This window comes from Cupriavidus pauculus (assembly GCF_008801835.1).
GTDB classification, from domain to species: domain Bacteria; phylum Pseudomonadota; class Gammaproteobacteria; order Burkholderiales; family Burkholderiaceae; genus Cupriavidus; species Cupriavidus pauculus.
In genome coordinates this window covers 1-24,247 of record NZ_VZOW01000026.1, presented here as the reverse complement: position 1 = coordinate 24,247, position 24,247 = coordinate 1, and the positions used below count along the sequence as shown (strand labels likewise).

Below are 24,247 nucleotides of genomic sequence, written 5' to 3'. Positions count from 1 at the left end.
CCGTGTCGCCACAAATGTGTTGCGGATTTGCACACCTGCATCACCGATGTTGTGCATGGCCACCCGGCGGTCGCATAATCGAACGGTCGTTGATTAAGCAATTAATTAATGAACAACGACACGCAACGCCGCCGTTGCCGGGTTCCAGTCCGGTAATGGTGTCTTGTAAGGTGCGGCTTCGGCCGCACTGATTTTCTTTTTCGCGCGTCTTATCGCCCGGATCGGAGACCTTGCCGGCGGCGCGAACCACCTCCTTGCCCCCGCGCCCCCATGACGTTGCCTCACGCCGCCGTCCCTCCGATCAGTTGGCTGATCGCGCTGACGGTGTGCAATCACGTGGCATTCAACGCCAGCCGCGTCGTCGTTTCCCTATTTGCCATTTCTCAGAAGGCGTCCACGGTCACGCTGGGCATCCTGATGTCGTTGTACGCGCTGCTGCCGATGTTCCTGGCGATTCCCGCCGGCAAGCGGATCGACGAGATTGGCCCGCGCCTGCCCATGACGGCCGGATCGCTGATGGTGGTGGCCGGCACGCTGCTGCCTGCGGTGTGGCACGACATCGCCTCCCTTTACGGCGCCTGCGCGCTGATCGGCGTCGGATTCATGCTCGTGCAGGTGGCCATGCAGTTGCTGATCGGACAGGTGTCGACCAACGAAACCCGGCTGCGCAACTACACGTGGCACGCGCTCGGCCTGTCGATCTCCGGTACGTTGGGGCCGGTGGCGATGGGCTACACGATCGAACACGCGGGCTACCGCATGGCGTTCTGCCTGCTGGTGGTGGTAGCACTGGTCGGCCAGGCCGGCCTGCAATACGTGCGGCCGCGCCTGCCCGCGGTTGGCGGCAACGCAGGACGCATCGCGATCGAAGACGGCTCGCGCCGCTCGACGCTGGACCTGTTGCAGTATCCCGAACTGCGCGCGGTATTCGTCGCCAGCGCGGTGCTGTCCGCCGCATGGGATCTTCACGCGTTCCTCATCCCGATCCAGGGCACGCGCATCGGACTGACGCCGTCGATGATCGGCTGGGTGCTGGGCGCCTTCTCGCTCGCTACACTGGCCATCCGCGTGGCGATGCCGATGGTTTCGCGCCATTTCTCGGAATGGAAGATCATCCGGCTGGCGCTGCTGGTGGGCGCCGCAGCCTATCTGCTCTACCCGTTCGTATCGCATTTCTGGCTGATGTGCGGCCTCGCGTTCGTGCTGGGGCTGGCGCTGGGCAGTGCGCAACCGAACGTGATGAACATCCTCCACACGGTTTCGCCGTCGGGCCGCGCCGGTGAGGCGCTGGGCCTGCGTTCGGCCGTGCTCAACACCAGCCAGGTTGTGTGGCCGCTCACGTTCGGCGTGGTGGGCACGGCGCTGGGGATGCTGCCGATTTTCCTGTCGATGGCCGGCGCGATGGGCGTCGCCAATTACTATTCGCGCACGCAGACGCGCAAGGTGACTGCCAAGGCCGAAGCGCCGAGGCTCGCCGACTAGTAAAACAACGATTTTGCCTTGCCGCAGCGCAAATGCGGCATGCAGCGCATTCGCTATACTCGAAATACCCTCGCCCGCGTGATGTCCATGCGGGCCAGACACTTCGACACGCGACATGACCCAACTCGCTGACCTGCGCCGCAACTACATGCTGAGCGCACTTTCCGAATCCGACGTAGCCGCCGATCCGATCCGCCAGTTTCAGGCGTGGTTCGACGAGGCCCTTCAGGCCAAGCTGCCCGAGCCCAACGCGATGACGCTGGCCACGGTCGACGCCAATGGCCAGCCATCCGCCCGCATCGTGCTGCTCAAGGCCATGGACGTCAACGGTTTCACTTTCTTCACCAATTACGAAAGCCGCAAGGGTCTGGACCTCGAGGCCAATCCGCGCGCCGCGCTGCTGTTCCACTGGGTGCAGCTCGAACGCCAGGTGCGCGTGGAAGGCGTGGTGGAGAAAGTCGACGTCGCCGAGAGCGACGCCTATTACGCATCGCGCCCGCTCGGATCGCGCCTGGGCGCATGGGCGTCGGAGCAGAGCCGCGAAGTTGCCAGCCGCGATGTGCTGGAGGCCCGTGAGGCCGACTTCCGCAACAAGTTTGGCGAGAATCCGCCGCGCCCTCCGCACTGGGGCGGGTATCGGATCCGGCCCACGTGGATCGAATTCTGGCAGGGGCGTCCGTCGCGCCTGCACGACCGCATCGCGTACCGTCAAGAGGCCGACGGGAGCTGGAAGATCGTACGGCTGTCGCCCTGACAGCGCGCGCGGCGGCCGTTAGGCGCAAGGCCCAACGACTGTTTGCGCAATGTCTGCCCGAGGCGACAGGTATCCCGCAGGCAGGGACCCGCACTGCACAATCTCGCGATTTGGCGTAAAGTTTATGAGCCGCCGCACTGGCGATGCACCGGTGCGGCCCCCCATTGCCAGCGCTGCGTTCGCTTTCATGCGCAGTTGGCGCAGCCGACCGTGGGGCATTTCGTTCGAGAGGGATAACCAACCAATCGGGAGAAAGCCGCATGTTTTTCAAGCAAGCACTCGACAAGCAGCTCGATAGCTGGATTTCGGACGTGCGCGAGCACGCCAACCTGCCGGTCAAGCTCCGCCTCTGGAACGGCAGCGAATACCAGTTGGGCCATTTCGACAAGCCGGACGTTACGCTGACGGTGCGCGAGGCGTCCGCCCTGCCCCTGCTGCTGGTGCCCAGCCTGGACAATCTCGGGGAAGCCTACGTCCAGGAAAAGATCGACCTCGACGGCCGCCTGGCCGACATCATCAAGGTGGGCTACGGATTTTCCGCCGCGGCCGCGCGCAGCGCCGGCGGAGCGCTGGCGAAAGTGGCGCAGCGCTTCACCCACACCAAGGCCGAAGACAAGGCATCGATCCAGTATCACTACGACGTGTCGAATGACTTCTACAAGCTGTGGCTCGATCCGCGCATGGTGTATTCCTGCGCGTACTTCGAGGAAGGCAACGAAGACCTCGCGACTGCGCAGCTCAAGAAGATCGATCACATTCTGACCAAAATCCGTGTGCAGCCCGGGCATACGCTGCTCGATATCGGCTGCGGCTGGGGCGCGCTGGTTATTCGCGCGGCGCAAAAATTCGGCGCGAAATGCGTGGGCATCACGCTTTCCCAAAACCAGTTCGACATGGCCACCGAACGCGTCAAGGCCGCAGGCTTGCAGGATCGCATCGAGATCCGCCTGCAGGACTATCGCGACGTACAGGGGCAATTCGATCGCATCACCAGCGTCGGCATGTTCGAACACGTCGGCAAGGAAAACCTACCCGGCTATTTCGCGCGGATCCGCGACCTGCTCAAGGACGATGGCGTCGCCATGAATCATGGCATCACGGCCACCGACCCCAACAGCGGCGAAGTGCCGATGGACGGCTCCGGTTTCATGGATCGCTATGTGTTCCCGCAGGGCGAACTGCCGCATATCAGCATGGTGCTGAACACGATGCAGCAAGGCGGCCTGGAAGCGTTCGACGTCGAAATGCTGCGGCGGCACTACGCGCAGACCTTGCGCCATTGGGCCGATAATTTCGAGACCAATGCGGAAACCATTCGCGCGATGGTCGGTGAGAAGAAATACCGCATCTGGCGCGTGTATCTGGCCGGTTGCGGCCATGCCTTCACCACGGGACAGATGTCGTTGCATCAGGTGGTATGCCAGAAGGCCGGGCGTAGCGCCGAGACGTTCCCGATTTCGCGGCGTTATATTTACGCTTCCCCGATTGGAAAAGCGGTTTGAAATTTGAAGTTTGACGTTTGACTGAAAATCTCGATCTCTTCGGCGATCCCGGCGACACGCCGGTATCGCCGGACATATCCCCCGCACTCGCGACGGCAAAGGAATCCGGAAAGAAAAAGCCCGTTGGCAAGACCGTCCAGCCCTGGACGGCCGACGCCGCGCTGCGCGCGCTCGGCGATCTACTGCCGGACAACCTGTATTTCGGCACCTCGTCGTGGTCGTATCCCGGCTGGCATGGGCTGGTCTACGAGGGCCAGTACACCGAAAGCCTGCTGTCGCGCAAAGGCTTGCAGGCTTGCGCGCAGCATCCGCTGATCCGCGCGGCCGGTATCGATCGCGGCTTCTATGGCCCGATACCGCTTAACGACTACATGAGCTATGCGGCGCAGGTGCCCGAAGGGTTCCGCTTTCTGGTCAAGGCGCCGGCCAGCGTCTGCGATGCATGGCTGCGCAGTGCGGACGGCGCGGGCCGATTGCCCAATGCGGCGTTTCTGGATGCGGAAATCGCCATCCGCGATTTCATTGTCCCCGCGACCAGCGGATTGGGGCAGCGTTGCGGGCCACTGCTGTTCCAGCTGTCGCCGTTGCAAAGCGTGGCCGACGACGGACCGGCCTTCCTCGCCCGCCTCGATGCGTTTCTGGCCGCGTTGCCGCCGCTCGATCGCGCACTCACGCCGCACGCGTGCTATGCCGTGGAAATCCGCGATCCCGCATTGCTGACGCCACGCTATATCCGCTTGCTGCGCGAACGCGGGGTGCGTTTTTGCCTGGCCGCGCGCGACCGCCTCCCGCCGGTGCCGCGGCAGGCGCAAGCCCAGGCGTTGATGGACGACGGCGCGCCGGGGCCGCTGGTGTTGCGGTGGATGCTGCGCGAAGGCCGTTCCTATGCGATGGCCGAAAAAGCGTACGCGCCATTCGACAAACTGGTCGACGAGGACGCGCCAACCCGCGACGCGATTGCCGATGTCGTGGTCCGGACGCTGCGCACAGGCCAGTCTGCCTACGTGATCGTCAGCAACAATGCCGAAGGCTGCGCGCCGCTCAGTATCGCCCGGCTGGCGACGGCCATCGTCGAAAGGCTCGACGCTTCGCCGGCGATGCAGGACGGTGCAGCCAAAATGACCCTACCGGCATAAAAGCACGTCGCAGGGCTTTGTCCCCAGTCCGCTACAATCGCGGAAATTGCTTCCGGCGCGCTTCGTGCAAGTTTTGTACGGCGGGCCACCGAAAACCCCGGCCACGCGGATTAGCTTGTGCGTGTTGAATGCGCGCCGGCTACCCCGATATGAAGATCATGGATTTGTGTGGAGCCCGAGACATGGGCATGCCCGAGGCCGACGCCCCCGTGACGGGTCGCAAGGCCGCCGCCCCCGATTTCGACAGCCAGCATTTCAAGCGCGCGTTGTCGCAGTTTGCCACCGGCGTCACGGTGATCACGACGCGCGCGGCGGGACATCCGCATGCGCACGGCGCGCCGTTTGTCGGCATTACGGCCAGCTCGTTCAACTCGGTATCGCTGGACCCGCCTCTGGTGTTGTGGAGCATGGCGACGCGCGCCAACAGCTTGCCGATGTTCCGCGATGGGTCGCATTACATCATCAATGTGCTGGCGGCGTCCCAACTGGACCTGTGCCAGCGCTTTGCCTCCCTCAAGGGCGACCGCTTTGCCGGCGTCGACTACCGTCTGTCCGAAACCGGCCTGCCCATCCTGTCCAACGCGCTGGCCTGGTTCGAATGCCACAATCGCAGCCGTTATGACGAGGGCGATCACATCATTTTCGTCGGCGAAGTGGAACGCTGCGGCATTCTCGATGCCGGCGGCCAACCCCTGGTGTTCCAGGGCGCACAATTTTCGACGCTCGGCCCGCTCGGCTGCTGATTCCAAACAGCGGCCCGCGCTTTAGGATGCCCCGTCATCCTTGACGATTGCCAGCGGCGACCCACCCGTCTTGATCCGCTGTAACACGATGTTGGAACGGATATCCATCACGCCAGGCGTCCGGTAGAGCCGATTCACGATGAAGTCCGAGTAGTGCTTCAGGTTGCGCGCCTGCACGCGCAGGATGTAGTTGCTGTCGCCGGTAATCACATAGGCGGTCAGCACTTCCGGCCAGGTCTGCACCACGGCGTTAAACGTGTCGTGCCAGCCTTCCACATCGTGCCGCATCGACACCTGCACGATCGCCTCGATCTCCAATCCGAGCTTTTCTGCATCGAACCACGCGCGATAGCCGCCGATCACGCCACTTTCTTCGAGTAACCGCACACGGCGCAAGCATGCCGACGGCGACAGCGCGACGCGATCGGCCAGGTCCTGATTGCTGATGCGTCCGTTCTCCTGCAGGGCAGTCAGTATCCGTAAATCGATCGGATCGAGCGTCATTTCGAATAATCCACGGTTTTTGGTTCTTATCGCACAATTCTATGCGAAATTCGCACCCAAACTCGAGCGATTTCGCAAGCCTCTTCTCGCAGGTTTTGACTATGATTCCGGCACGCCCCGCGTCATCAGAAACGCCTCCGAGACACCATGACCCACGCCCCCATTAATTCCCGCCGCATGTGGGACATCACGCCGCCGGTTTCCGACGCCACGCCGGTCTGGCCTGGCGACACGCCGTTTCGCCATGAGCCCGCCTGGCAGCTCGACGATCAATGCCCGGTCAACGTGGGCCGTATCACGATGTCGCCACACACGGGCGCGCACGCGGACGCGCCGCTGCATTACTGCGCCAACGGCGCGCCGATCGGCGACGTCCCACTCGATGCGTATATCGGAGCATGCCGCGTGATCCATTGCATCGGTGCGGCGCCGCGCGTGGCGCCGCACCACATCGAACACGCATTGCAGGACGTCCCGGCTCGCGTGCTGCTGCGCACCTACGCCCGCGCGCCACTTGGCGCGTGGGACAGCGCGTTCTGCGCCGTCGCGCCCGAGACCATCGCCTTGCTGGCCAGCCGTGGCGTGAAGCTGATCGGCATCGACACGCCATCGCTCGATCCGGAAACCTCGAAAACGATGGACGCCCATCACGCGGTGCGCGATCACCAGCTTGCGATTCTGGAAGGCATCGTGCTGGACGACGTCCCCGCTGGCGACTACGAACTGATTGCCCTGCCGCTGCGCCTGGCCACGCTGGACGCGAGCCCGGTGCGCGCGATCCTGCGCGAACTGCCGTGAACGCATTCGCATCCCCAACCACCCGCATCTCGATTGACGGACCGATTCGACAAGCATGACCAACCTGACACGTGAACGCTGCCAGGCGCTGGACCGGGACGACCCGCTCCGCGCGCTGCGCGACCAATTTGCCCTGCCCGAAGGCGTGATCTATCTCGATGGCAACTCGCTCGGGGCGCGCCCGCGCGCGGCCGCCGCGCGCGCCGCCGAAGTGGTGAACGCCGAGTGGGGCGACGGGCTGATCCGCAGCTGGAACACGGCCGGCTGGTTCGATCTGCCGCAGCGCCTGGGCAACCAACTGGCGCCGCTGATTGGCGCGGGGCACGACGAAGTGGTGGTCACCGACACCACGTCGATCAATCTATTCAAGGTATTGGCCGCCGCACTGCGCGTGCAGCAACAACGCGATCCGGCGCGCCGCGTCATCGTCTCCGAAGCGAGCAATTTCCCGACCGATCTTTATATCGCCCAGGGTCTCGCCGATCTGCTGCAACGCGGCTACGAAGTGCGGCTGGTCAACAGTCCGGAGGAAATCGACGCGGCCGTGGGCGCGGATACGGCCGTGCTGATGCTCACGCACGTCAACTACAAGACCGGCGAAATGCTGGACATGGCCGCCCTGACCGCGCTTGCCCACGCACGCGGCGCGCTGACCGTATGGGATCTGGCCCATTCGGCCGGAGCGGTGCCCGTCGCGCTGGGCGCGGCACAGGCCGATTACGCAATCGGCTGCACGTACAAGTATCTCAACGGCGGCCCAGGTTCTCCGGCATTCGTCTGGGTATCGCCAGCGCTGCGCGACCAGTTCTGGCAGCCGCTGTCGGGCTGGTGGGGCCACGGCGCGCCATTCGCGATGTCGCCGCAGTACGCGCCGGCCAAGGGCATCGCGCGCTTCCTCTGCGGCACGCAGCCGGTGACGTCGCTGGCGATGGTGGAATGCGGCCTCGACATCTTTGCGCAGACCAGCATGGCCGCGCTGCGCACCAAATCGCTCAAGCTGACGGACCTGTTCATCGAACTGGTGGAGGCGCGTTGCGCACAGCACCCGCTTACGCTGGTGACGCCGCGCGACCACGCTCGGCGCGGCAGTCAGGTCAGCTTTGCCCATCCCGACGGCTATGCACTGGTGGCGGCGTTGATCGAGCGCGGCGTGATCGGCGACTATCGCGAGCCCGGTATCGCCCGGTTTGGCTTCACGCCGCTCTACACCAGCTTCACGGAAGTATGGGATGCGGTGGAGATCGTGCGCGACGTGCTGGACAGCGGCGCCTATCGCGACCAGCGCTTCAGCGTGCGCACGGCGGTAACCTGAGCGGAGCGCGACATGAGCGAATTCAAGGGATGCCCGATGGGGCACGGCACCGGCGACGCAAACGCGGACGGCTGGCACGGCGCGCAAATGGATTTCGCGCGTGACATGAGTTACGGCGACTACCTGGGACTCGACCAGATCCTGAACGCCCAGCATCCGCTTTCGCCGGACCACAACGAGATGCTGTTCATCGTCCAGCATCAGACCACCGAGTTGTGGATGAAGCTGATGTTGCACGAACTGCGCGCAGCGCGCGAAGGCGTGAAGACCGATCAGTTGCCCGCCGCCTTCAAGATGCTGGCGCGCGTGTCGCGGATCATGGACCAGCTGGTTCAGGCCTGGAACGTGCTGGCCACCATGACGCCGCCAGAGTATTCGGCGATGCGTCCGTATCTGGGCGCGTCGTCGGGCTTCCAGTCGTATCAGTATCGGGAAATCGAATTCATTCTTGGCAACAAGAACGCCGCCATGCTGCGCCCGCACGCACATCGCGCCGAGCATCTGCAACTGGTGGAAACGGCGCTGAAAACGCCATCGATGTATGACGAGGCGATCCGGCTGATGGCGCGCCGCGGCTTCCGCATCGACGCCGAAGTCGTGGAACGCGACTGGACGCAGCCGACGCAGTACAACGCATCGGTCGAGGCGGCGTGGCTGGAGGTCTACCGCAACCCCTCCGCGCACTGGGACTTGTACGAGCTGGGCGAGAAATTTGTCGATCTGGAAGACGCCTTCCGGCAATGGCGCTTCCGCCATGTGACTACCGTCGAGCGCGTGATCGGGTTCAAGCGCGGCACCGGAGGCACCGAGGGCGTCAGCTATCTGCGCAGGATGCTGGACGTGGTGCTGTTCCCGGAATTGTGGAAGTTGCGCACCGATCTTTGAGAACCTGGACCGGGCGGGCCTGAGCCAGTCCCGCCCGGCCGACGCCCGGCTCGCGCCTCAGCGCGCGCCCGGATCGGACAGCCGCGCGCCAAGCGCCCGTAGCGCCGGGGCGAGCTTGTCGTGGAACGTCTGCTCGCTGACCGCGCCATAGGATGCGCTGCAACTGAGCATGTGCAGGTCCTTCTCGCCCACCGGCCGGAACGCCACCGCGCAGGCATGAATGGCCGGATGCCAGTCGCGGAACGACGCCGCGTAGCCGTCGCGCTCGGCCTGCGCCACGGCTGCGAGCATCGCCGTTTCCTGCTGTCTCCACTGCTCCGGAAATGCCTGCGCGAACTCCGCCAGGACACGCTCACGCCGGGCCTGCGGCAGCGCTGCCAAATACGCGCGCCCCATCGAACTGGAAACGAGCGACAAGCGCGATCCCACGCCAAGTCCGAGCATGACGCCCGCGTCGTTCCGGATCGACTCCATGTAGATGACTTCGAGGCGCTCGCGCTTGCCGAGCGACACCGACACGCCATGCGTTTGCGCAAACGCCAGCATGTGGGGACGCGCCAGCGCCACCACGTCGGACGCCGCCAGATACGAAAACCCCAACGCCAGCACGCCGGCATCGAGTGCGTATTTGCCGAGGCTGTCGTCATAGCGCAGATAACCGAGCTGCACCAGCGTGCCGGCCAGGCGGCTCACCGTGGCTTTCGGAAAACCGGTTCGCCGGACAAAATCCTGGTTCCCCAGCATGGCCTCGCCGGTGCGGAAGCAGCGCAGCAACTCCAGCCCGCGCGCCAGCGCCGTGACGAAATTGGGATCGCTTTCACGTTCGCGCGGGGGCGCCAACTCGACACTGGCGGCGGCGGAAGCGGAAGGTGTGTCCAAGGGACGGCTCCTGATGGGTGGTCGATTGTCGAACGCAAATCGTCTGGACGCCGAAATCCCCAGTTGCGGCGGAAATCGGTTCGGCTATACTAGCCCATCGGAACAAAGTTCCGCAATGCGGAACCAAGATTTTTTGATCGACCAGACCAATTGAAGGCTCGCCGCCTTCATCGCGCCACCAAAGAAGGAGACCTCCATGGCCGCCAACGCCGAATTTCACTGGGCCGACCCGCTGCTGCTGGACCAGCAACTGACCGACGACGAGCGCATGATCCGTGACGCCGCCGCCGCCTATTGCCAGGACAAGCTGATGCCGCGCGTGCTGCAGTCGTTCCGCAATGAAAAGACCGACGTGGAGATCTTCCGCGAAATGGGCGAGCTGGGCCTGCTGGGCCCGACGATTCCCGAGCAATACGGCGGCCCGGGTCTGAACTACGTCAGCTACGGCCTGATCGCCCGTGAAGTGGAGCGTGTCGATTCGGGCTACCGGTCGATGATGAGCGTGCAGTCGTCGCTGGTGATGGTGCCGATCTTCGAATTCGGCAGCGAAGCGCAAAAGCAGAAATACCTGCCCAAGCTGGCCACCGGCGAATGGATCGGCTGCTTCGGCCTGACCGAGCCCAACCACGGCTCGGACCCCGGATCGATGGTCACGCGCGCCAAGAAGGTCGACGGCGGCTACGAACTGAGCGGCGCCAAGATGTGGATCACGAACTCGCCGATCGCCGATGTGTTCGTGGTGTGGGCGAAGCTGATGGGTGACGATGGCAAGGAAGCGATCCGCGGCTTCATCCTGGAAAAGGGCTGGAAGGGCCTGAGCGCGCCGGCCATCCACGGCAAGGTGGGCCTGCGCACGTCGATCACCGGCGAAATCGTGCTCGATCAGGTTTTTGTGCCCGAAGAGAACATCATGCCCGGCGTCAGCGGCCTGAAGGGCCCGTTCACCTGCCTGAATTCGGCCCGCTACGGCATCGCCTGGGGTGCGCTGGGTGCGGCGGAATTCTGCTGGCATACGGCACGCCAGTACACGCTGGACCGCAAGCAGTTTGGCCGCCCGCTGGCCGCCACGCAGTTGGTGCAGAAGAAGCTGGCCGACATGCAAACCGAGATCACGCTGGGACTGCAAGGCTGCCTGCGCCTGGGGCGCATGAAGGACGAAGGCACCGCCGCGGTGGAAATCACCTCGATCATGAAGCGCAATTCGTGCGGCAAGTCGCTCGATATCGCCCGCGTGGCGCGCGACATGCTGGGCGGCAACGGCATCTCGGATGAATTCGGCGTGATCCGCCACGTGGTCAACCTCGAAGTGGTCAACACCTACGAGGGCACGCACGACATCCACGCGCTGATCCTGGGCCGCGCCCAGACTGGCCTGCAAGCGTTCTTCTGATCGGCAGCGAGTCACCTCGCGCATCAGAAAAAAGCCCGGCTCGTCGGCCGGGCTCAAGCACACTACCAAGGAGACGACGGACACGACCCCGTCGTTTTGAAACACCGTTAAAGCCGTACTCGGCCGGGCCCGGAGCGCAAGCACCGCGCCCGGTTTTTTCTTACTTGTTCGGTTGCGGCGTCAAGCGCAGGTACGGACGCACCGCCTTGTAGCCCTTCGGGAATTTCTGGCGAATGACCTCTTCGTCCTTGAGCGACGGCACGATGACCACGTCGTCGCCGTCCTGCCAGTTGCCCGGCGTGGCCACGCTGTGGTTGTCGGTCAGCTGGAGCGAATCGATGACGCGCAGCACTTCATTGAAATTTCTACCGGTACTTGCCGGGTAGGTAATGATCAGCCTTACCTTCTTCTTCGGGTCGATCACGAACAGCGAGCGCACGGTCAGCGTCTCGTTGGCGTTCGGATGGATCATGTCGTAGAGCTCGGAAACCTTGCGGTCGGCATCGGCCAGGATCGGGAAGTTGACCGAGGTGGATTGCGTCTCGTTGATGTCCTGGATCCAGCCCTTGTGCGACTCCACGCTGTCTACAGACAGGGCAATCGCCTTGACATTGCGCTTGCCGAATTCTTCCTTGAGCTTGGCGGTCAGGCCGAGTTCGGTCGTGCACACCGGGGTGTAGTCGGCCGGGTGCGAGAACAGGACACCCCAGTTGTTGCCGAGCCATTCGTGGAACCGGATGCGGCCCTCGCTCGATTCTTGCTCGAAGTCCGGGGCGATATCGCCGAGACGCAGTGCCATGAGAGAAATCTCCGAGAAACTGAAAATTAAGGAAGGTAATAAAAGGTAAGCTGGCGAACCAGCTTAGTCGGATTGCCATCCAACCCAAACGAATATAAAGTCACGACAAAATCACTCGAAGTCATAAAGGCTGCGAGTCTGGCATCAGGAAGGGTTCGCAAGCGCCCACCATGCATTGCCTGCCATGTCGATGGCTTTGTATCGGCAAGCTTGAAACGATGGCCGGCCGCCACATATGCTAAGTGGAAGACAAGAAACGCCACAAGCGAGTGCGCGCAAGGCAAAATGTCACCAATTGAACCAACCGCCCGCAAACAGGAGAAACTGATGAGCGATGTCAAGACCGTTCTGTCCGATGCCGAAGAACTGCTTAAGCAAGCGGCCTCGACCACCGGCGAGAAAGCCGCCGAACTGCGCGAGCGTGGCATGGGCCTGCTGAAGCAGGCCAAGGAAAAGGCCCAGGATCTGCAGGATGCCGTCGTCACCAAGAGCAAGGCCGCCGCGCGTGCCACCGACGACTACGTGCACGATCACCCTTGGCGCGCCGTGGGCGTGGCCGCCGGTGTGGGCCTGCTGATCGGCCTGTTGTTGAACCGCAAGTAAGTCGTCGCACTGCGTGTTCGGCGCCGGCTGCGCATCTGCGCCGGCGCTTGCAGTCTCAAGACGGACCGGGCGCGGCCCCATCTGCCGCTCCGGTCCATCCGTAGCAGATGCCGCCCATGCCGGCGCATCGATTTTTCGCCGGAGCCGCATGAGCGAATCCCATTCCCCCAAGTTCCTGGACTCTCTCCGCAACCTCACCGGTTCTGTGGTGTCGATGCTGCAGACACGTCTGGAGCTAGCCAGCGTCGAGTTGGCCGAGGAACGTGCGCGGCTGATGAAGGTGGCGCTGCTGGCCTGTTTCGGCCTCGTGTTCTTCAGCATGGCGCTGATGACATTCACGTTGCTGATCGCCATCCTGTTCTGGGAAACCTATCGCTGGCAGGCCATCGGGGCGATCGTCGTGTTCTACGTGATCTGCGCCGCGATCTGCCTGCTGGTGGCCCGCAACAAGGTCCGCAACGCTCCGCCGCTGTTCGAAGCCACGCTTGCGGAGCTCGACAAAGACCGGGAGATGCTGCGCCAATGACCACGCCAGAAGACGAATCGATCGACAATCGCCCACGTCGCGACCATCCGCGCCCGGTCCGGTTCACGCGCGAGGTGCGCCTGCCCCTGGCCGTGCGCAAGGAATTGCTGATCACGCGCGCGGCGCTGGAGCGATACGACGCCGTGCAGGCACTGCATCAGGTCAAAGGCGGCGCGCGGCGCATGACCAATATCGGCGCGTGGTTGCCTCGCATGACGCGGCCGTCAGGCTGGCTCAAGCTGTTTGGCGTGACCCGCGACTACCCCATGCTGAGCACGGCGATCACGCTGGCCCTGCCCTTGCTGCGCCGCACGGCGATCGGGCGCGTTGCCTGGAAGGTGTCGAAGCTGGGCATGCTGGCCGGCGCCGGCTACTGGGCCTACAAGACCTGGCATGCCACGCAGCGGCCCGCCCCGGCGCCAGGCGTGGTGGTCGTCAAACCGGTGAATACCGGCTTCCGCGATCCACTGGTGCCATCGCCGCCGTCGCCCCAACAGCCCTGATCAGCCAAGACGCACGCGGTTGCGGCCGTCGCGCTTGGCGCGATAGCACGCGCGGTCGGCCGCATCCAGCGCATCCTCGAATTTCGCGGTGCGCTCGTCGATCCGCACCAGCCCAATGCTGACGCCGATTGCGAACGCGTGATCCCGGCACGTGTAGCGATAATTCGCAATCGCGTGGCGCAACGCTTCCGCCACGCGTTCGCCGTCACCCGTCGGGCAATGTTCGAGCAATACGGCAAATTCGTCGCCGCCCAGGCGGGCCAGCGTATCGCTGCGCCGTAGCTGCTGGCGCATGATCTCGGCAATCTGGCAGAGCAATTCGTCGCCGGCCGCATGTCCACAGGTGTCGTTGACGGGCTTGAACTGGTCCAGATCCAGATACATCAACGTGTGGATGCAGCCATCGACCTTGGCCCGGCCAAGCGCCGCGCCAAGCCTGCGCTCGAACTCCGCGCGATTGACCAGGCCGGTCAGCGCATCATGGCTGGCCTCGTACGCCAGCTGCGCCGCGTGTGCACGCTCGAGCGTCACATCGTGCAGGACCACCACGACTCCGATTGCCTGGCCGGCCTTGTCGCGAATCAGCGCGACCGACGGTTTCACCGCCACCCGATCCGCAACGGCATCGCCCTGCCCTTCGGGCCGCCCGCGTGACAGCAGCATCGACACCTGACTGGGCCAGGTGCCCGCCAGCGCGCGCGGCACCAGATCGCTCACCGCCTCTCGCGTGACTTCGTCATGAAGACGGCAAACCTGCTGCAGGAAACATCCTGCGGCCTCCGCTTGCGCCCATCCTGTCATGGCTTCGGCAACGGGATTGAGCGACTGGATCCTGCCCCACACGTCCGTGGTGATCACGGCATCGCCGATCGCATGCAAGGTCACCTGCGCGCGCTCCTTTTCGGCGAACAACTGCGCCTCGAATCGCTTGCGATCGGAAATGTCGCTCAGCGAGCCCGCCATGCGAACGGCCTTGCCGACCACGCTGCGCACCATCTGGCCGCGCGCCCTCACCCACAGGTATCCGCCGGATTTCTTGCGCAAGCGCATTTCGATATCGTATGGCGCGCCCTTGCGCACATGGCCCTCGAGTCGCCGCTCGAACTCGGACACGTCGGACGGATGCATCAGCGCCAGCAGCGTCTCGCGCGCGTGCGGCAGTTCGTTGGCGCCGAAGCCGAGCATCTCCGCGCAACGCGGCGAAAAGTACAGCTCACCACTGTGAGGATGCCAGTCCCACAGGCCATCGGTGCTGCCGGCTACCGCCAGTTGCAGTCGTTCCTCGCTAACCAGCAAAGCATGACGCAACTGTCGCTCCTTGCGCGTCACGCGCCTGGACAACCACGTTGCACACGCCAGTAGCAGCAGCGCCAGCCCGACCGCGCACCACGTCAGCAGACCGCGCACGCGGCGCGACGCCCGGCCAAGCGCATCGGAAAAAGCCGCTTCCATCGGCGTGAGCAGCGCGTCGATATCGACGACGTCGCGCCGCAGCGGCGCCACACATGCGGCGTCGCAATTGCGTTCGCCAATGCGTTCGCGCAGACGTTTGCCGGCCGCTTCCAGACGGGCGATCTCCACATCAGCAGCGGCCCAGACCGAGATCGCCTCGTCGATTTCGGACACATTCCGGAAATGACGATAAAGGCGAATCATGCCTGGGATGTCGTCGCGATGATTGCCGCCGATCCGCAACCCCTGCATGGCACGGGCGCGATCGTAGTCGGTCTTTTCAAGTTCCAGGCGCGCCACATGATCGCCGAGCGGCACGGCGATGGCGGAAAGATAGGCCTGGTAGTCGGCATCGAGCCGGCTTTCGGAATACCGCAGCAGATGCAGCACCGCCGCTTTCTGTCCCTTGCTCCAGAGACTTTCGCCGGCGACGAATCCGCGCGCTGCGGACAACACATCGACACTGACGATACAGAACAATGCCAAGGCCAACACCACCGGAACGAACGGCCAGACAACGCGCAACACGTGCTCATTGGCCGGCAGGCTTTTCCCACCACCAGCTCGCTGCATATGAGACTTCCCGCGCCGGTCTTGGCCGACACTGTCGATGATTGCGGCGCGGCCTCGCGCGGGCCACGGCTGGTGGCATTTTCAGCCACGCGTCGCATTACGTCTCTACCTCAGACTGGTTAATCAGCCGGCAGGCGGCGAGCGCCGCGATTCGGTTTCCGATGCCCGCGCAATGGAGCGCGGCGCATCGATCGTGGCGCTCGCGGATCGTCGTACCCGCGACTTGCGCGCAAGTCCGAAGCCCGAAAACAAAAAAGGCCCGTGACTTTCGCCACAGGCCTTTTCCGAAATACTGGTGGGTCGTGCGTGACTCGAACACGCGACCAACGGATTAAAAGTCAAACCAAGCACCTATCACGTTACCCCAGATCACTTGGTATTTCAAGGAATTCCGTCGCTCTGTATCACTGCTGATTTCGCAGGATCACCGTCACGCTCCGGCAGAATTCCGGCAGAGCCGAGAACTGGGTCATCCCCCTAAGCAGGGCCAATCGCCAGATACGCCTTAGAAGGAGCGTACCCCTTCCTCTTGCCTCGCGATCGTGGTCTTTTGAACTCACTTGGCACGCTGAGTGGCCCAGATGGCCACCCTTCCATCCAAAGATTGGCGTCCCGGACAATCAAAATGTTCGCCTTTCGGCCAACTAGCCCAGCCACCCTCTCCTCCAATCTCTGGATAGCCGATGCCTGGGGGGAGCGAGCCTTCTTGGGATTTGCGACGCTATAGCTATACGTGGTACCGGTAGGCAAATTCAACGCCTCGTCCAACTGTGGGAAGCTGAACCCAGTCTTCCTTATCGCCTCTTGCACCAACCGGGCCGCGACCCGGCTCAGCGCTGGCTTGAGGATGCGGCCGCTGTTGGGTTCGTTGTTCACGCTGCTCCTTGCCAAAAACTGCCCTTCGACTGGTGTTGCCGGAAATCTTACATTCCTCAGCATACTAACCGCAAGGGAATGGGGATCATCAGTGATCGCCATCCATCACGACATGGGAAAAATCGACAACGACTTCCGAGCGACATTTGGCCGTATGGCTGCCGAGGCGGTCATCACTCGCGCAGAGCTTGCAGCTCTTCTAGCGACGACCGAGGGAGCGGTAACGCAAATGGCCTACAAGGGCGAGCTACCCCAAACAGCATTCCCAGCCAAGCGGCGCGCCGTCTGGTTTGTCGCAGATATCAGGCGGTGGCTTGCCGAAATGGCAGCGCGCCGAGGAACCGAGAGGGTTGAAGGCGAGGCATCGATTCGGCGAACTGGGAGGCCTCGCCTTCCTATTGGACAGCCGGGCCACACCGAGACCGGAGGCCTCTAATGGCTCTCCACAACCGCCCAATTGCTTGTGAGCTTGCAAGGCGACCCAGCACCTCCGCAGTACTAACGATCAGCAAACAATACGTGAAGTGCGTTGTGATCGCTTGGGCCGCTTTTTGCTCGCTCGCGTTGCCCAGCACAAGCGTTCTGGCCCAAAGCGGCAGCCGCAGCACGGATGTTAAGCAGGAGATTTTCCCTTGGCAGTCTCCGCAAGCCCAATCCGCGGCGATGCAAGACTGCCAGAGCAGTGCAGCCAACTTCGCTACTCATGGACAGTGCGGACAGGGGGACCTTGCCTGCGTGGTGAGGTTACAGAACGAGCTGAAGAACACTGTCGAAAAGAACTGCGTCAGGGCGATCGAAGAGCTTCGCCCTAAGCCACAACCTTACTCTCTCCCATAAGCGGACAAGGGTGCAAGCCACTGAAGAGGTCCGAATTGAGAAGGCCATTAGAAGCGATCAAATCATTCCTGGTGTCACAGGCGTTCGATCATGCAACGCATCGAGCTGGTGCCTATTTGCTCCTGTTAAGCAATCTGGTCTTGCCCCTAGGGTTGCACAGGCTCTGGATGCGGCTACCGGGTTGCTGGTGGTTCCCACTAACCTTTGTACTTGGCGCAGTTGGCGCGTGGAACCATTTGGGGAGCAACCACGCTGCCGCGTGGAAGGTGCTGGCTCTGCCGTTCCCCCTGCTGCTTGCTATGGACTTCTGGGCGCTAGCAACTACGCCAGTGCCCCGCAGGATCAAAAAATGATCAGGCGCATACTCACTATCGCGCTGGCGCTCGGGCTGTCTGTCGGGGTTGCCTATGCGGACTCGGCAACCGGCATGTCGCTTAACCGGTTCACGCCGCCAGCCGGCGACACCTCCGTCGATTTTTTGCGAGAGGTATTTGGGAACATCATCGGGCTGATCTCATCGGGCGGGAACGTCAGCGGCGGACAGAACGATGACGTTCTGGGCGCGATGATGAAGATCTTCAACGCCGCCGTCCTCTTCTTGGGCATGCTGTTCATCGCTTACACGACGATCAAGGGCACGATCGACTCAGCGCACGACGGAGAGGTGCTTGGGAGGAACATGAAATCCCCCTACGTGGTGTTGCGCACCGTCGCCGGCACCGCCCTCCTGCTGCCTCTCGGCTCGGGCTATTCGCTGATCCAAATCGGCATACTCTGGCTCGCGCTGCAGGGGGTTGGTGTAGCGGATGCCATTTGGAAGGCCGCGATCGAGCAAATCAACCGGGACAACATGATCTCCCGCCCGATGATCCCGGACTCTCGTCCTCTGGCCGCCAACATCCTCAAATTCGAAGTCTGCGCGGCCGCGATGAACAAGCAGTTCCAGGACGCGGGCCGCGGCACCAGAGTTCAGCCGGTGCCGTCCACGCAGGTCATGATGAATACCGGCAAGCTGCTCAACTACGGTGTGTTTGACGCCATATCTGCCGTTGGTGCCTACGCGAACATCAAGAACCTGTCGAACGCCAAGTACACGGTAAGCAACTACCAGTGGAAAGCCAACGATAATAGCTACGTCAACCCGACGGTTTGCGGTGGAATCTCCTGGAAGCAGTCGTGGGAGGCGTCCGAAGGCAACAGCAATACAAAGGTAATCAAAGCGCCGATCATGGCTGCACACGCTCAGGCTGTGCAGCGCATGATCCAGGAGCTGCAACCGACGGCCAATCAGATCGTGGCCGGTCAAAAGCCCACTCCCGGCGCTATCGATACGGCGGCAAACAACTACGAGAACGCGCTGCGTGACGCGGCGAAGAGCGCCGTATTGCAAACGAACGACCGGGCACGCAGCGACTTCCTGCAGGCCGCCAAGGATGGGGGCTGGATCTTCGCCGGCACCTGGTACAACCACATCGTCAAGATGAACGACGTGATGCAGTCCACGCTGAACGGACTACCCATGTCTGAACCCATCGATATCACGGACAAGGAAACGCAGGAGGTCCTGCAGACCTACCAGGATGCAATGGCCACCGCCAACGAATACACGAAGAATCGGGTAGAGGGCATTCGCCAGGTCTACTACAACGAGACCAACGTGCGCCCTCCCCAGCAAGGGGAAGGCGCGTGGGAGTATGTGAGGAAGCTGATGTCCGCCCCATTCATGGGCGCGATCAATCAGATGACGCAGGAAATCGCCGGCTCGAACCTGAATCACATGAGCCAAATGAAGTCGTTCGGAGATTCGATTGTCGGCGCTGGCGAAGCGCTGCTGGTCGCCATGGCCAGTGCCACGGGCGTCGCGAACTCTTGGGCAGCACAAGGCACGACAAAGATCGGCTTCGATGCCGGTGCAGTATTGCAGTTCCTGTCGGGCCTGATGACCACGGTCGTTATCGCCTTGTTCTTTTTTGGAGCGGTGCTTGCGACGTATGTCCCCATGATTCCCTTCATCACTTGGATGAGCTCGGTCGTGAACTGGTTTGTGCTGGCGCTCGAGTCGGTGATCGCCGGCCCGCTGTTCGCCGTCGCTCACGTTCACCCGGACGGTGACGACGCCGTCGGAAAGGCCGGGCACGGCTACATGATGATTCTCTCGCTCGTGATGAGACCCGCCCTGATGCTGTTTGGCCTGATCGGCGGCATGCTTCTGACCCAACCCATCGTGGGCCTGATCAATCTGGCGTACATGACCGTCGTCGCCGGCGTGCAGGCCGATTCCATGACCGGCATCGTGTCGTTTTTCGCGTACGTCACCATCTACGTGATCATCATGACCACTGTGGTCCACCTCGTTTTTTCTCTTATCCACTGGATTCCGGACAATATTCTCCGCTGGCTTGGCGCGCACGCAGGGGGCCTCGCCTCAGCCGAGAAGGCCGGCGATCAGGGCCACGACATCCTGGTCGGTGGCGTGAGGGAGGTCAAGCACGGGGCCGCCGGCGGTCTCGGGGGTGCCCAGCAGCAGCGGCCTCGCCATGATCACGAGGCAGGCGGCGAGTTTAGGCCAAGTCCGTCACCGTCGAATAAAGACCTACTTGGCGGCTGACCATCACATGCAAGCTGGATCGTGGCAAGAGTGACAAAGGCATCGCGAGCACGGGTGGAAGGGCGGCAAACTTCGGCCGTTCGGTCGTGAATATACCAATCAGCGGACGCTGGGGCTTGTCTGTGGCGAGACCCCACGGGCCCAGTTGTCAGGCTCAACAAAAAATAATCCGTCCACCAGGCCATACCCCAGCGAACATAACCGGTCTTACCAAGACACCAACGAAATGAGGCACGCTGAACCTTAGGCCGTTGTCATCTGTGGATTCAACCGGTCGATGCAACACACTAGATGCTGCATGAGCAGTGGAGGTGTTGCAAATGAAACAGAGGCGCCGGATCTACTACACCGAGACTCAGAAGGCACTAATGTGGGAGCGGTGGCGGAAAGGTGACACGCTTCACCAGATCGCCCGGCTATTTGATCGGTACCATTCATCTGTGCAAAGGATTCTGGCGGAGTCCGGCGGAATCCAGCCAGCATCCCGACACCGCTCCAGGCTAGCCCTGACGCTTGCCGAACGAGAAGAGATATCTCGTTCCGTCGTGGCTGGGCAGTCGATCCGCTCGATTGCATTCCGGCTCGGACGCGCCCCATCTACTAGCGGTCCGTCCTCACAGGCTGTAAGCCGGAGCGGGAAATTGGCTACTGCAAGAATGACGGTTTTGATTTCCGGGGTGGCCAGCCAAGAGGCCCGGGAAATTGACATGCGATGAGCGCACGCAACGTCTGCTCTCGAGCGAGGCCTACCAGAAGATGCTGCATACCGACGAGCACCAGATCGCGAGCGAGTGCGCCTCTAGGCCTTTCTCAATGCCCTTGATTTTTCGTCGTAGACATAGCCGCGCTCAGCATAGGCCCTGGTTCGCGACTCTTCTAGCAGTGCGGTCGCCACTGCCTCGCGCAGCAAAGGGTGGTCTGGGGCCAATTCCGCCAACGCGCTTCTGAGTGCACGAACGTAGTTAGCACTAACTTTCCGTTCAACGTGCTCGGTAAGTTCCGCATTTAAGGCGGCGGACAGCCGGCTTTGCAGCTTTTGAGAGTGGGCTTCCCACTCAGCAACAGCTGCACGTCCTTCTCGAACCGCTGCATTTCGAGCCGCCATGCCAGCGGACAAACCATTCGAGTAGTTGCTCATTTCTCTCTCTATCTCAACCGGTTCCCGGGAAGCTCCGCTTCGGGGCTCTCAGGAAACTTCGGCTCTGACGTTGACCAGTGAGCGCAACCATCGGCTACGCGACGACCAACGTTGCCTGTCTTCACTGGGTCCGTGTCCCGCTTGCGCGCCAGCCCAGTAGCTACGGCTGCCGCGTGCGGTTTCGCTTCGATTTCGCCATCAATAGCATCTTGTAGCTCAATCGGCATTCGCCCCGCCTGGATCTCGCGTAGCCAGAATGCCAAATCTTCAATTTCCATCGCGAGCTTCAATCTGCCGGCCGTAGCACTAGAGATTACACGGTGACAGTGCGCGAGATAGGCCGCCCAGTCAAGGGCATTATCCGATCTGGCCTGCGCAACTGTGCCACCACGAAGCTGCGCCAAAAGCCCCGTTGGCAGAGCTTCCCGCAATGCAGCTCGACTGGTTGAGGCCTGCAGCTTCGCCTGTCGATACTGCTCATCTGCATGCAGCTCTGCGAATTCATACTGGTCAGGTCGAATAGTGTCTTCCCCGATCTCGGGCGCTGGGATCTCGCCATAGATCGCCCAATGCTTTGCCAGGTTGGCTTCAGTCTCCGCTTTGAGGATCAGAATCTGGCGAATCAACGGATCGACCTCCTTAGATGCAATCCGGACGGCCCCGTCGCAGCGGTGTTCGGCGAGCGCGCACATATCATCCCTCGACGGCTCATAGCCGACCACTCTGATACCCAGGAGCCGACCTTGAATCCACGTGCGCCGTCGAAAGTCGATCGAACCCGCCGCCTCAACTTCGACCCAACCCTTCTCACGTACAAGCTGCAGCGCGGCCTTTATGGCAGTATCCGGCGCCCGTCCAAATCGTATCCGATCACCGAGGTCCCGAAACGCCGCGGTCTGGCTCCTTTTCCAAGCGTAGGTACCATCGTCAAGACGGATGAACAGTAGGTCAATCGTGCGGTTCCGGCGCATGGGTCGCTCACCCGCCGCCACCTTCACCGCCCGCAAGCTCGCTTCTCCCCCAGGTTCTACTTTTGTAGACGCCCTCACCGCGGCGGCAGCCATTTCCTGAATCAACGGCATGTGCCGGGCGGAATCATAGCCGGTCTTTGTGGCTAGCTTCGCCCACCGATACTTCGCGCCGAGATCCGATGCCTTCATGAGTTCCCCATCCAGCCGGAAGGAGAACCCACTCATTCTGCCGGTGCTGGCCACGTTTGGCAGCAATTCCAAACCTTCTGATTGGCAGGCCTTCACAAAGGCCTCGAAGCTGCGGGCCTGCATGGCCTTGTTCAGAATGGCCTGCATCCGTTCTTTAACGGATACTTGACCCTTCCGCTTCTTTCTCGCAGCCTCTCCCCTAGTCTTCTTCGGATGTTCCGGCTCGTTATCTAGGCCGGGCGTCAGCCGCAGTCCAAACTCGCGCTCGATGGCCTGTGTTGACTCTATCGCGACTTTCACATCATTGCGACCGTGCCACAAGGTGGCATCGAGTCCGATCCGGCTGACGACCAAGTGAACATGGTCGTAGTCGGTATCGTCGTGCTGCACGGCCACCCACATATGATTGTCGGTGTCGATCCCCATGAGCTGTAGGTGACGCGCGCAGACTCGCTCCCAAGCAGTGCCATCAAGTCGCTCCCCCTTTGGTAATGCTAACGAACAGTGCCAGACGGGACTTTTCACGTTAGGCCGGAGACGGCGGCAAATGGCGAACTCGGCCGCCAAGTCGCGGGGGGCCATGCCTGCCATATTGCCGCCGACGATTGAGGCCCGGTCGTGCTTTCCCTTTTCGCCACCCCCAAAGACATAGGCTAGCAAGCCCCGAAATCCATTGCCTCGACCAACTTTAGCTTTCACGGCAGTTTCTCGCCCAGAACCTGTAATGCCAGCGACCTAGTAACAGCCGCCAGCCGCCGGACGATGCTTTCATCCACACTGGTAGCGGTGCCTGCATTCAGGTGGTGAGCGACCTGGTTCAAGTTACTGCCAACTCGCGCCAGTTCAAGATATGCCTCCCGATTAACTGCTGGAATCTCTGGCCTTGCCGGCACAACAGCCCCGAGAGCTGCCTGGCGAATAAAGGTCGCCGTCGGTAGGCCAGCCTCCGCCGCGCGCTTCTCGACGAGCGCGCGCTCGCCCGTGTTTAGCCGAATAGCCAGTACATTTCGCAAACCGCCTTCTGCAACATCAGTCATTGCATCGCCCGTCAGTTCTCCAGATACCCAAGGTGGGGAAGCGAAGCGTCCCACCCAGCCCCGCAGGGCGAGGTAACTCCGAATGGAGCGTGCTAGCACGCGTAATACGGAGTTATACCTCGCTGCTCACCAAACTATGTTGGCAATATAGGATTGGACAGAAAAATAAGACAAGGTGGGTCACATTGACCCCATTTGTTACCGAGACTGCGGCCATTTGAGTCACTGTGACTCTATACGGCGGCACAAATGGATCTACCGCGTCAATGTGACGCACAATTGCACAACAAATAGGCAATATAGGGTCACATTGACGCAGCAAACGCCGGCACCTGGGTCACATTGACCTCGATTTTCATCGGCGAACGCAGATGTATTTCTGGATCACCTGGCAGGAAAATCTGGTTATATTTTCTGATGTGTTGTTTTTATTCAACACCACATCTGAGACCCATCTCGCTGCACTATGCATCTGGAAAGCGTGCGACCTGCGATAGTGATCGAATTTCTTTCTTTCGCTAAACCTTTGTTTTCTTTGGGTCCATGAGCTCAACGTCAACGCGACATCCCTTGGCTTGCATGACGCCTCCATAGTTCGCTAATTAACATCTGCGCTAATTGACCTAGGGAAGTGCTGATCAATGAGGCTTGCACTTGATGTCGTACAGGCCAATGACTGCTGTGTTCGCAATGCGAGAGAGATAGGCCAATTCAAGCCAGGTTTGTCTCGCGTTCCGCGCCTTTCCTGGC

The 24,247-nt window shown here is 61.8% G+C and carries 22 protein-coding genes and 1 pseudogene; 15 read left to right on the top strand and 8 right to left on the bottom strand.

The window, feature by feature from the left end:
* Positions 1-270: 270 nt before the first annotated feature.
* From F7R19_RS21820 to F7R19_RS21800, 5 genes are all read left to right on the top strand, one after another.
* On the top strand, positions 271-1,482 hold the full coding sequence (locus F7R19_RS21820; RefSeq protein ID WP_061956820.1) for an MFS transporter: 1,212 nt from the start codon (positions 271-273) through the stop codon (positions 1,480-1,482).
* 115 nt (positions 1,483-1,597) lie between these two features.
* Positions 1,598-2,236 carry a pyridoxamine 5'-phosphate oxidase gene (gene pdxH / locus F7R19_RS21815; RefSeq protein WP_150981995.1) on the top strand — a complete coding sequence of 213 codons (639 nt, stop codon included), beginning with the start codon at positions 1,598-1,600 and terminating at the stop codon, positions 2,234-2,236.
* Positions 2,237-2,496: 260 nt separating this feature from the next.
* On the top strand, positions 2,497-3,738 hold the full coding sequence (locus tag F7R19_RS21810; RefSeq protein ID WP_150981994.1) for an SAM-dependent methyltransferase: 1,242 nt from the start codon (positions 2,497-2,499) through the stop codon (positions 3,736-3,738).
* Positions 3,739-3,755: 17 nt separating this feature from the next.
* Positions 3,756-4,874, top strand: coding sequence for a DUF72 domain-containing protein (locus tag F7R19_RS21805; RefSeq protein WP_150981993.1), 1,119 nt, complete (start codon positions 3,756-3,758; stop codon positions 4,872-4,874).
* Positions 4,875-5,056: 182 nt separating this feature from the next.
* Positions 5,057-5,617 carry a flavin reductase family protein gene (locus F7R19_RS21800; RefSeq protein ID WP_061956816.1) on the top strand — a complete coding sequence of 187 codons (561 nt, stop codon included), beginning with the start codon at positions 5,057-5,059 and terminating at the stop codon, positions 5,615-5,617.
* 21 nt (positions 5,618-5,638) lie between these two features.
* Here the strand turns inward: F7R19_RS21800 and F7R19_RS21795 are convergent, their stop codons facing one another.
* Positions 5,639-6,121 carry an Lrp/AsnC family transcriptional regulator gene (locus F7R19_RS21795; protein WP_061956815.1) on the bottom strand — a complete coding sequence of 161 codons (483 nt, stop codon included), beginning with the start codon at positions 6,119-6,121 and terminating at the stop codon, positions 5,639-5,641.
* 147 nt (positions 6,122-6,268) lie between these two features.
* Here F7R19_RS21795 and kynB point away from each other — a divergent pair, with 147 nt between their 5' ends.
* From kynB to kynA, 3 genes are read left to right on the top strand one after another with little or no spacing between them, the layout of a single operon-like run.
* Positions 6,269-6,919 (top strand): arylformamidase, encoded by a 651-nt coding sequence (kynB, locus tag F7R19_RS21790; RefSeq protein WP_282959942.1) that lies wholly within the window; start codon positions 6,269-6,271, stop codon positions 6,917-6,919.
* A 55-nt stretch (positions 6,920-6,974) separates the two neighbouring features.
* Complete coding sequence (gene kynU, locus F7R19_RS21785; RefSeq protein ID WP_150981992.1) at positions 6,975-8,231, top strand: kynureninase; 1,257 nt, start codon at positions 6,975-6,977, stop codon at positions 8,229-8,231.
* A gap of 12 nt (positions 8,232-8,243) precedes the next feature.
* The gene (kynA, locus tag F7R19_RS21780) at positions 8,244-9,116 is read left to right on the top strand and encodes a tryptophan 2,3-dioxygenase (RefSeq protein WP_150981991.1); all 873 of its coding nucleotides are present in this window, start codon (positions 8,244-8,246) and stop codon (positions 9,114-9,116) included.
* A gap of 57 nt (positions 9,117-9,173) precedes the next feature.
* Here the strand turns inward: kynA and F7R19_RS21775 are convergent, their stop codons facing one another.
* Positions 9,174-9,995 carry an IclR family transcriptional regulator gene (locus tag F7R19_RS21775; protein WP_211922775.1) on the bottom strand — a complete coding sequence of 274 codons (822 nt, stop codon included), beginning with the start codon at positions 9,993-9,995 and terminating at the stop codon, positions 9,174-9,176.
* A 196-nt stretch (positions 9,996-10,191) separates the two neighbouring features.
* Between F7R19_RS21775 and F7R19_RS21770 the strand changes: the two genes are divergently transcribed.
* Positions 10,192-11,385: an acyl-CoA dehydrogenase gene (locus F7R19_RS21770; RefSeq protein ID WP_061956810.1), complete on the top strand. Its 1,194-nt coding sequence runs from the start codon at positions 10,192-10,194 to the stop codon at positions 11,383-11,385.
* Between the two features lie 160 nt (positions 11,386-11,545).
* On the opposite strand, the gene F7R19_RS21765 is transcribed toward F7R19_RS21770, so the two are convergent.
* On the bottom strand, positions 11,546-12,184 hold the full coding sequence (locus F7R19_RS21765; protein ID WP_061956809.1) for a peroxiredoxin: 639 nt from the start codon (positions 12,182-12,184) through the stop codon (positions 11,546-11,548).
* Between the two features lie 26 nt (positions 12,185-12,210).
* Entirely contained in the window at positions 12,211-12,525 is a 315-nt protein-coding gene (locus F7R19_RS21760; protein ID WP_150981990.1) for a hypothetical protein, read from the bottom strand.
* On the opposite strand from F7R19_RS21760, the gene F7R19_RS21755 reads away from it, so the two are divergent.
* From F7R19_RS21755 to F7R19_RS21745, 3 genes are all read left to right on the top strand, one after another.
* Positions 12,470-12,787, top strand: a complete 318-nt coding sequence (locus F7R19_RS21755; RefSeq protein ID WP_317851307.1) for a DUF883 family protein — start codon at positions 12,470-12,472, stop codon at positions 12,785-12,787. The two genes, F7R19_RS21760 and F7R19_RS21755, sit on opposite strands and share 56 nt — an antisense overlap.
* 148 nt (positions 12,788-12,935) lie before the next feature.
* A complete protein-coding gene (locus F7R19_RS21750; protein ID WP_061956808.1) occupies positions 12,936-13,313 on the top strand; it encodes a phage holin family protein in 378 nt (125 codons plus the stop codon).
* Positions 13,310-13,816, top strand: a complete 507-nt coding sequence (locus F7R19_RS21745) for a DUF3318 domain-containing protein (protein WP_150981989.1) — start codon at positions 13,310-13,312, stop codon at positions 13,814-13,816. Before F7R19_RS21750 ends, F7R19_RS21745 begins: the two co-directional genes overlap by 4 nt.
* Here the strand turns inward: F7R19_RS21745 and F7R19_RS21740 are convergent, their stop codons facing one another.
* The gene (locus tag F7R19_RS21740; protein WP_150981988.1) at positions 13,817-15,841 is read right to left on the bottom strand and encodes a diguanylate cyclase domain-containing protein; all 2,025 of its coding nucleotides are present in this window, start codon (positions 15,839-15,841) and stop codon (positions 13,817-13,819) included.
* Positions 15,842-15,878: 37 nt separating this feature from the next.
* Here F7R19_RS21740 and F7R19_RS21735 point away from each other — a divergent pair, with 37 nt between their 5' ends.
* The 3 genes and pseudogenes from F7R19_RS21735 to F7R19_RS21725 all read left to right on the top strand — a co-directional run.
* Entirely contained in the window at positions 15,879-16,106 is a 228-nt protein-coding gene (locus F7R19_RS21735; RefSeq protein WP_150981987.1) for a hypothetical protein, read from the top strand.
* 1,797 nt (positions 16,107-17,903) lie between these two features.
* The gene (locus F7R19_RS21730; protein ID WP_150981986.1) at positions 17,904-20,162 is read left to right on the top strand and encodes a DotA/TraY family protein; all 2,259 of its coding nucleotides are present in this window, start codon (positions 17,904-17,906) and stop codon (positions 20,160-20,162) included.
* A gap of 320 nt (positions 20,163-20,482) precedes the next feature.
* Positions 20,483-20,818: pseudogene (locus tag F7R19_RS21725) on the top strand (helix-turn-helix domain-containing protein); the annotation flags it as partial.
* A 143-nt stretch (positions 20,819-20,961) separates the two neighbouring features.
* Here F7R19_RS21725 and F7R19_RS21720 read toward each other — a convergent pair.
* The 3 genes from F7R19_RS21720 to F7R19_RS21710 are packed head-to-tail and all read right to left on the bottom strand — an operon-like array spanning position 20,962 to position 23,497.
* The gene (locus F7R19_RS21720) at positions 20,962-21,300 is read right to left on the bottom strand and encodes a hypothetical protein (RefSeq protein WP_150981985.1); all 339 of its coding nucleotides are present in this window, start codon (positions 21,298-21,300) and stop codon (positions 20,962-20,964) included.
* A gap of 8 nt (positions 21,301-21,308) precedes the next feature.
* A complete protein-coding gene (locus F7R19_RS21715) occupies positions 21,309-23,159 on the bottom strand; it encodes a relaxase/mobilization nuclease domain-containing protein (protein WP_170292630.1) in 1,851 nt (616 codons plus the stop codon).
* Positions 23,156-23,497 (bottom strand): plasmid mobilization protein, encoded by a 342-nt coding sequence (locus F7R19_RS21710; RefSeq protein ID WP_150981983.1) that lies wholly within the window; start codon positions 23,495-23,497, stop codon positions 23,156-23,158. The genes F7R19_RS21715 and F7R19_RS21710 overlap by 4 nt, the downstream gene beginning before the upstream one ends.
* Between the last annotated feature and the right edge of the window lie 750 nt (positions 23,498-24,247).

What these genes read in the sequence shown, in the direction of transcription:
- F7R19_RS21820 (WP_061956820.1), top strand. Translation starts at nt 271, where the DNA reads ATGACGTTGCCTCACGCCGCCGTCCCTCCGATCAGTTGGCTGATCGCG.
- pdxH (WP_150981995.1), top strand. Translation starts at nt 1,598, where the DNA reads ATGACCCAACTCGCTGACCTGCGCCGCAACTACATGCTGAGCGCACTT.
- F7R19_RS21810 (WP_150981994.1), top strand. Translation starts at nt 2,497, where the DNA reads ATGTTTTTCAAGCAAGCACTCGACAAGCAGCTCGATAGCTGGATTTCG.
- F7R19_RS21800 (WP_061956816.1), top strand. Translation starts at nt 5,057, where the DNA reads ATGGGCATGCCCGAGGCCGACGCCCCCGTGACGGGTCGCAAGGCCGCC.
- F7R19_RS21795 (WP_061956815.1), bottom strand. Translation starts at nt 6,121, where the DNA reads ATGACGCTCGATCCGATCGATTTACGGATACTGACTGCCCTGCAGGAG.
- kynB (WP_282959942.1), top strand. Translation starts at nt 6,269, where the DNA reads ATGACCCACGCCCCCATTAATTCCCGCCGCATGTGGGACATCACGCCG.
- kynU (WP_150981992.1), top strand. Translation starts at nt 6,975, where the DNA reads ATGACCAACCTGACACGTGAACGCTGCCAGGCGCTGGACCGGGACGAC.
- kynA (WP_150981991.1), top strand. Translation starts at nt 8,244, where the DNA reads ATGAGCGAATTCAAGGGATGCCCGATGGGGCACGGCACCGGCGACGCA.
- F7R19_RS21770 (WP_061956810.1), top strand. Translation starts at nt 10,192, where the DNA reads ATGGCCGCCAACGCCGAATTTCACTGGGCCGACCCGCTGCTGCTGGAC.
- F7R19_RS21765 (WP_061956809.1), bottom strand. Translation starts at nt 12,184, where the DNA reads ATGGCACTGCGTCTCGGCGATATCGCCCCGGACTTCGAGCAAGAATCG.
- F7R19_RS21755 (WP_317851307.1), top strand. Translation starts at nt 12,470, where the DNA reads ATGTCACCAATTGAACCAACCGCCCGCAAACAGGAGAAACTGATGAGC.
- F7R19_RS21750 (WP_061956808.1), top strand. Translation starts at nt 12,936, where the DNA reads ATGAGCGAATCCCATTCCCCCAAGTTCCTGGACTCTCTCCGCAACCTC.
- F7R19_RS21745 (WP_150981989.1), top strand. Translation starts at nt 13,310, where the DNA reads ATGACCACGCCAGAAGACGAATCGATCGACAATCGCCCACGTCGCGAC.
- F7R19_RS21740 (WP_150981988.1), bottom strand. Translation starts at nt 15,841, where the DNA reads ATGCAGCGAGCTGGTGGTGGGAAAAGCCTGCCGGCCAATGAGCACGTG.
- F7R19_RS21735 (WP_150981987.1), top strand. Translation starts at nt 15,879, where the DNA reads ATGATTGCGGCGCGGCCTCGCGCGGGCCACGGCTGGTGGCATTTTCAG.
- F7R19_RS21730 (WP_150981986.1), top strand. Translation starts at nt 17,904, where the DNA reads ATGATCAGGCGCATACTCACTATCGCGCTGGCGCTCGGGCTGTCTGTC.
- F7R19_RS21720 (WP_150981985.1), bottom strand. Translation starts at nt 21,300, where the DNA reads ATGAGCAACTACTCGAATGGTTTGTCCGCTGGCATGGCGGCTCGAAAT.
- F7R19_RS21710 (WP_150981983.1), bottom strand. Translation starts at nt 23,497, where the DNA reads ATGACTGATGTTGCAGAAGGCGGTTTGCGAAATGTACTGGCTATTCGG.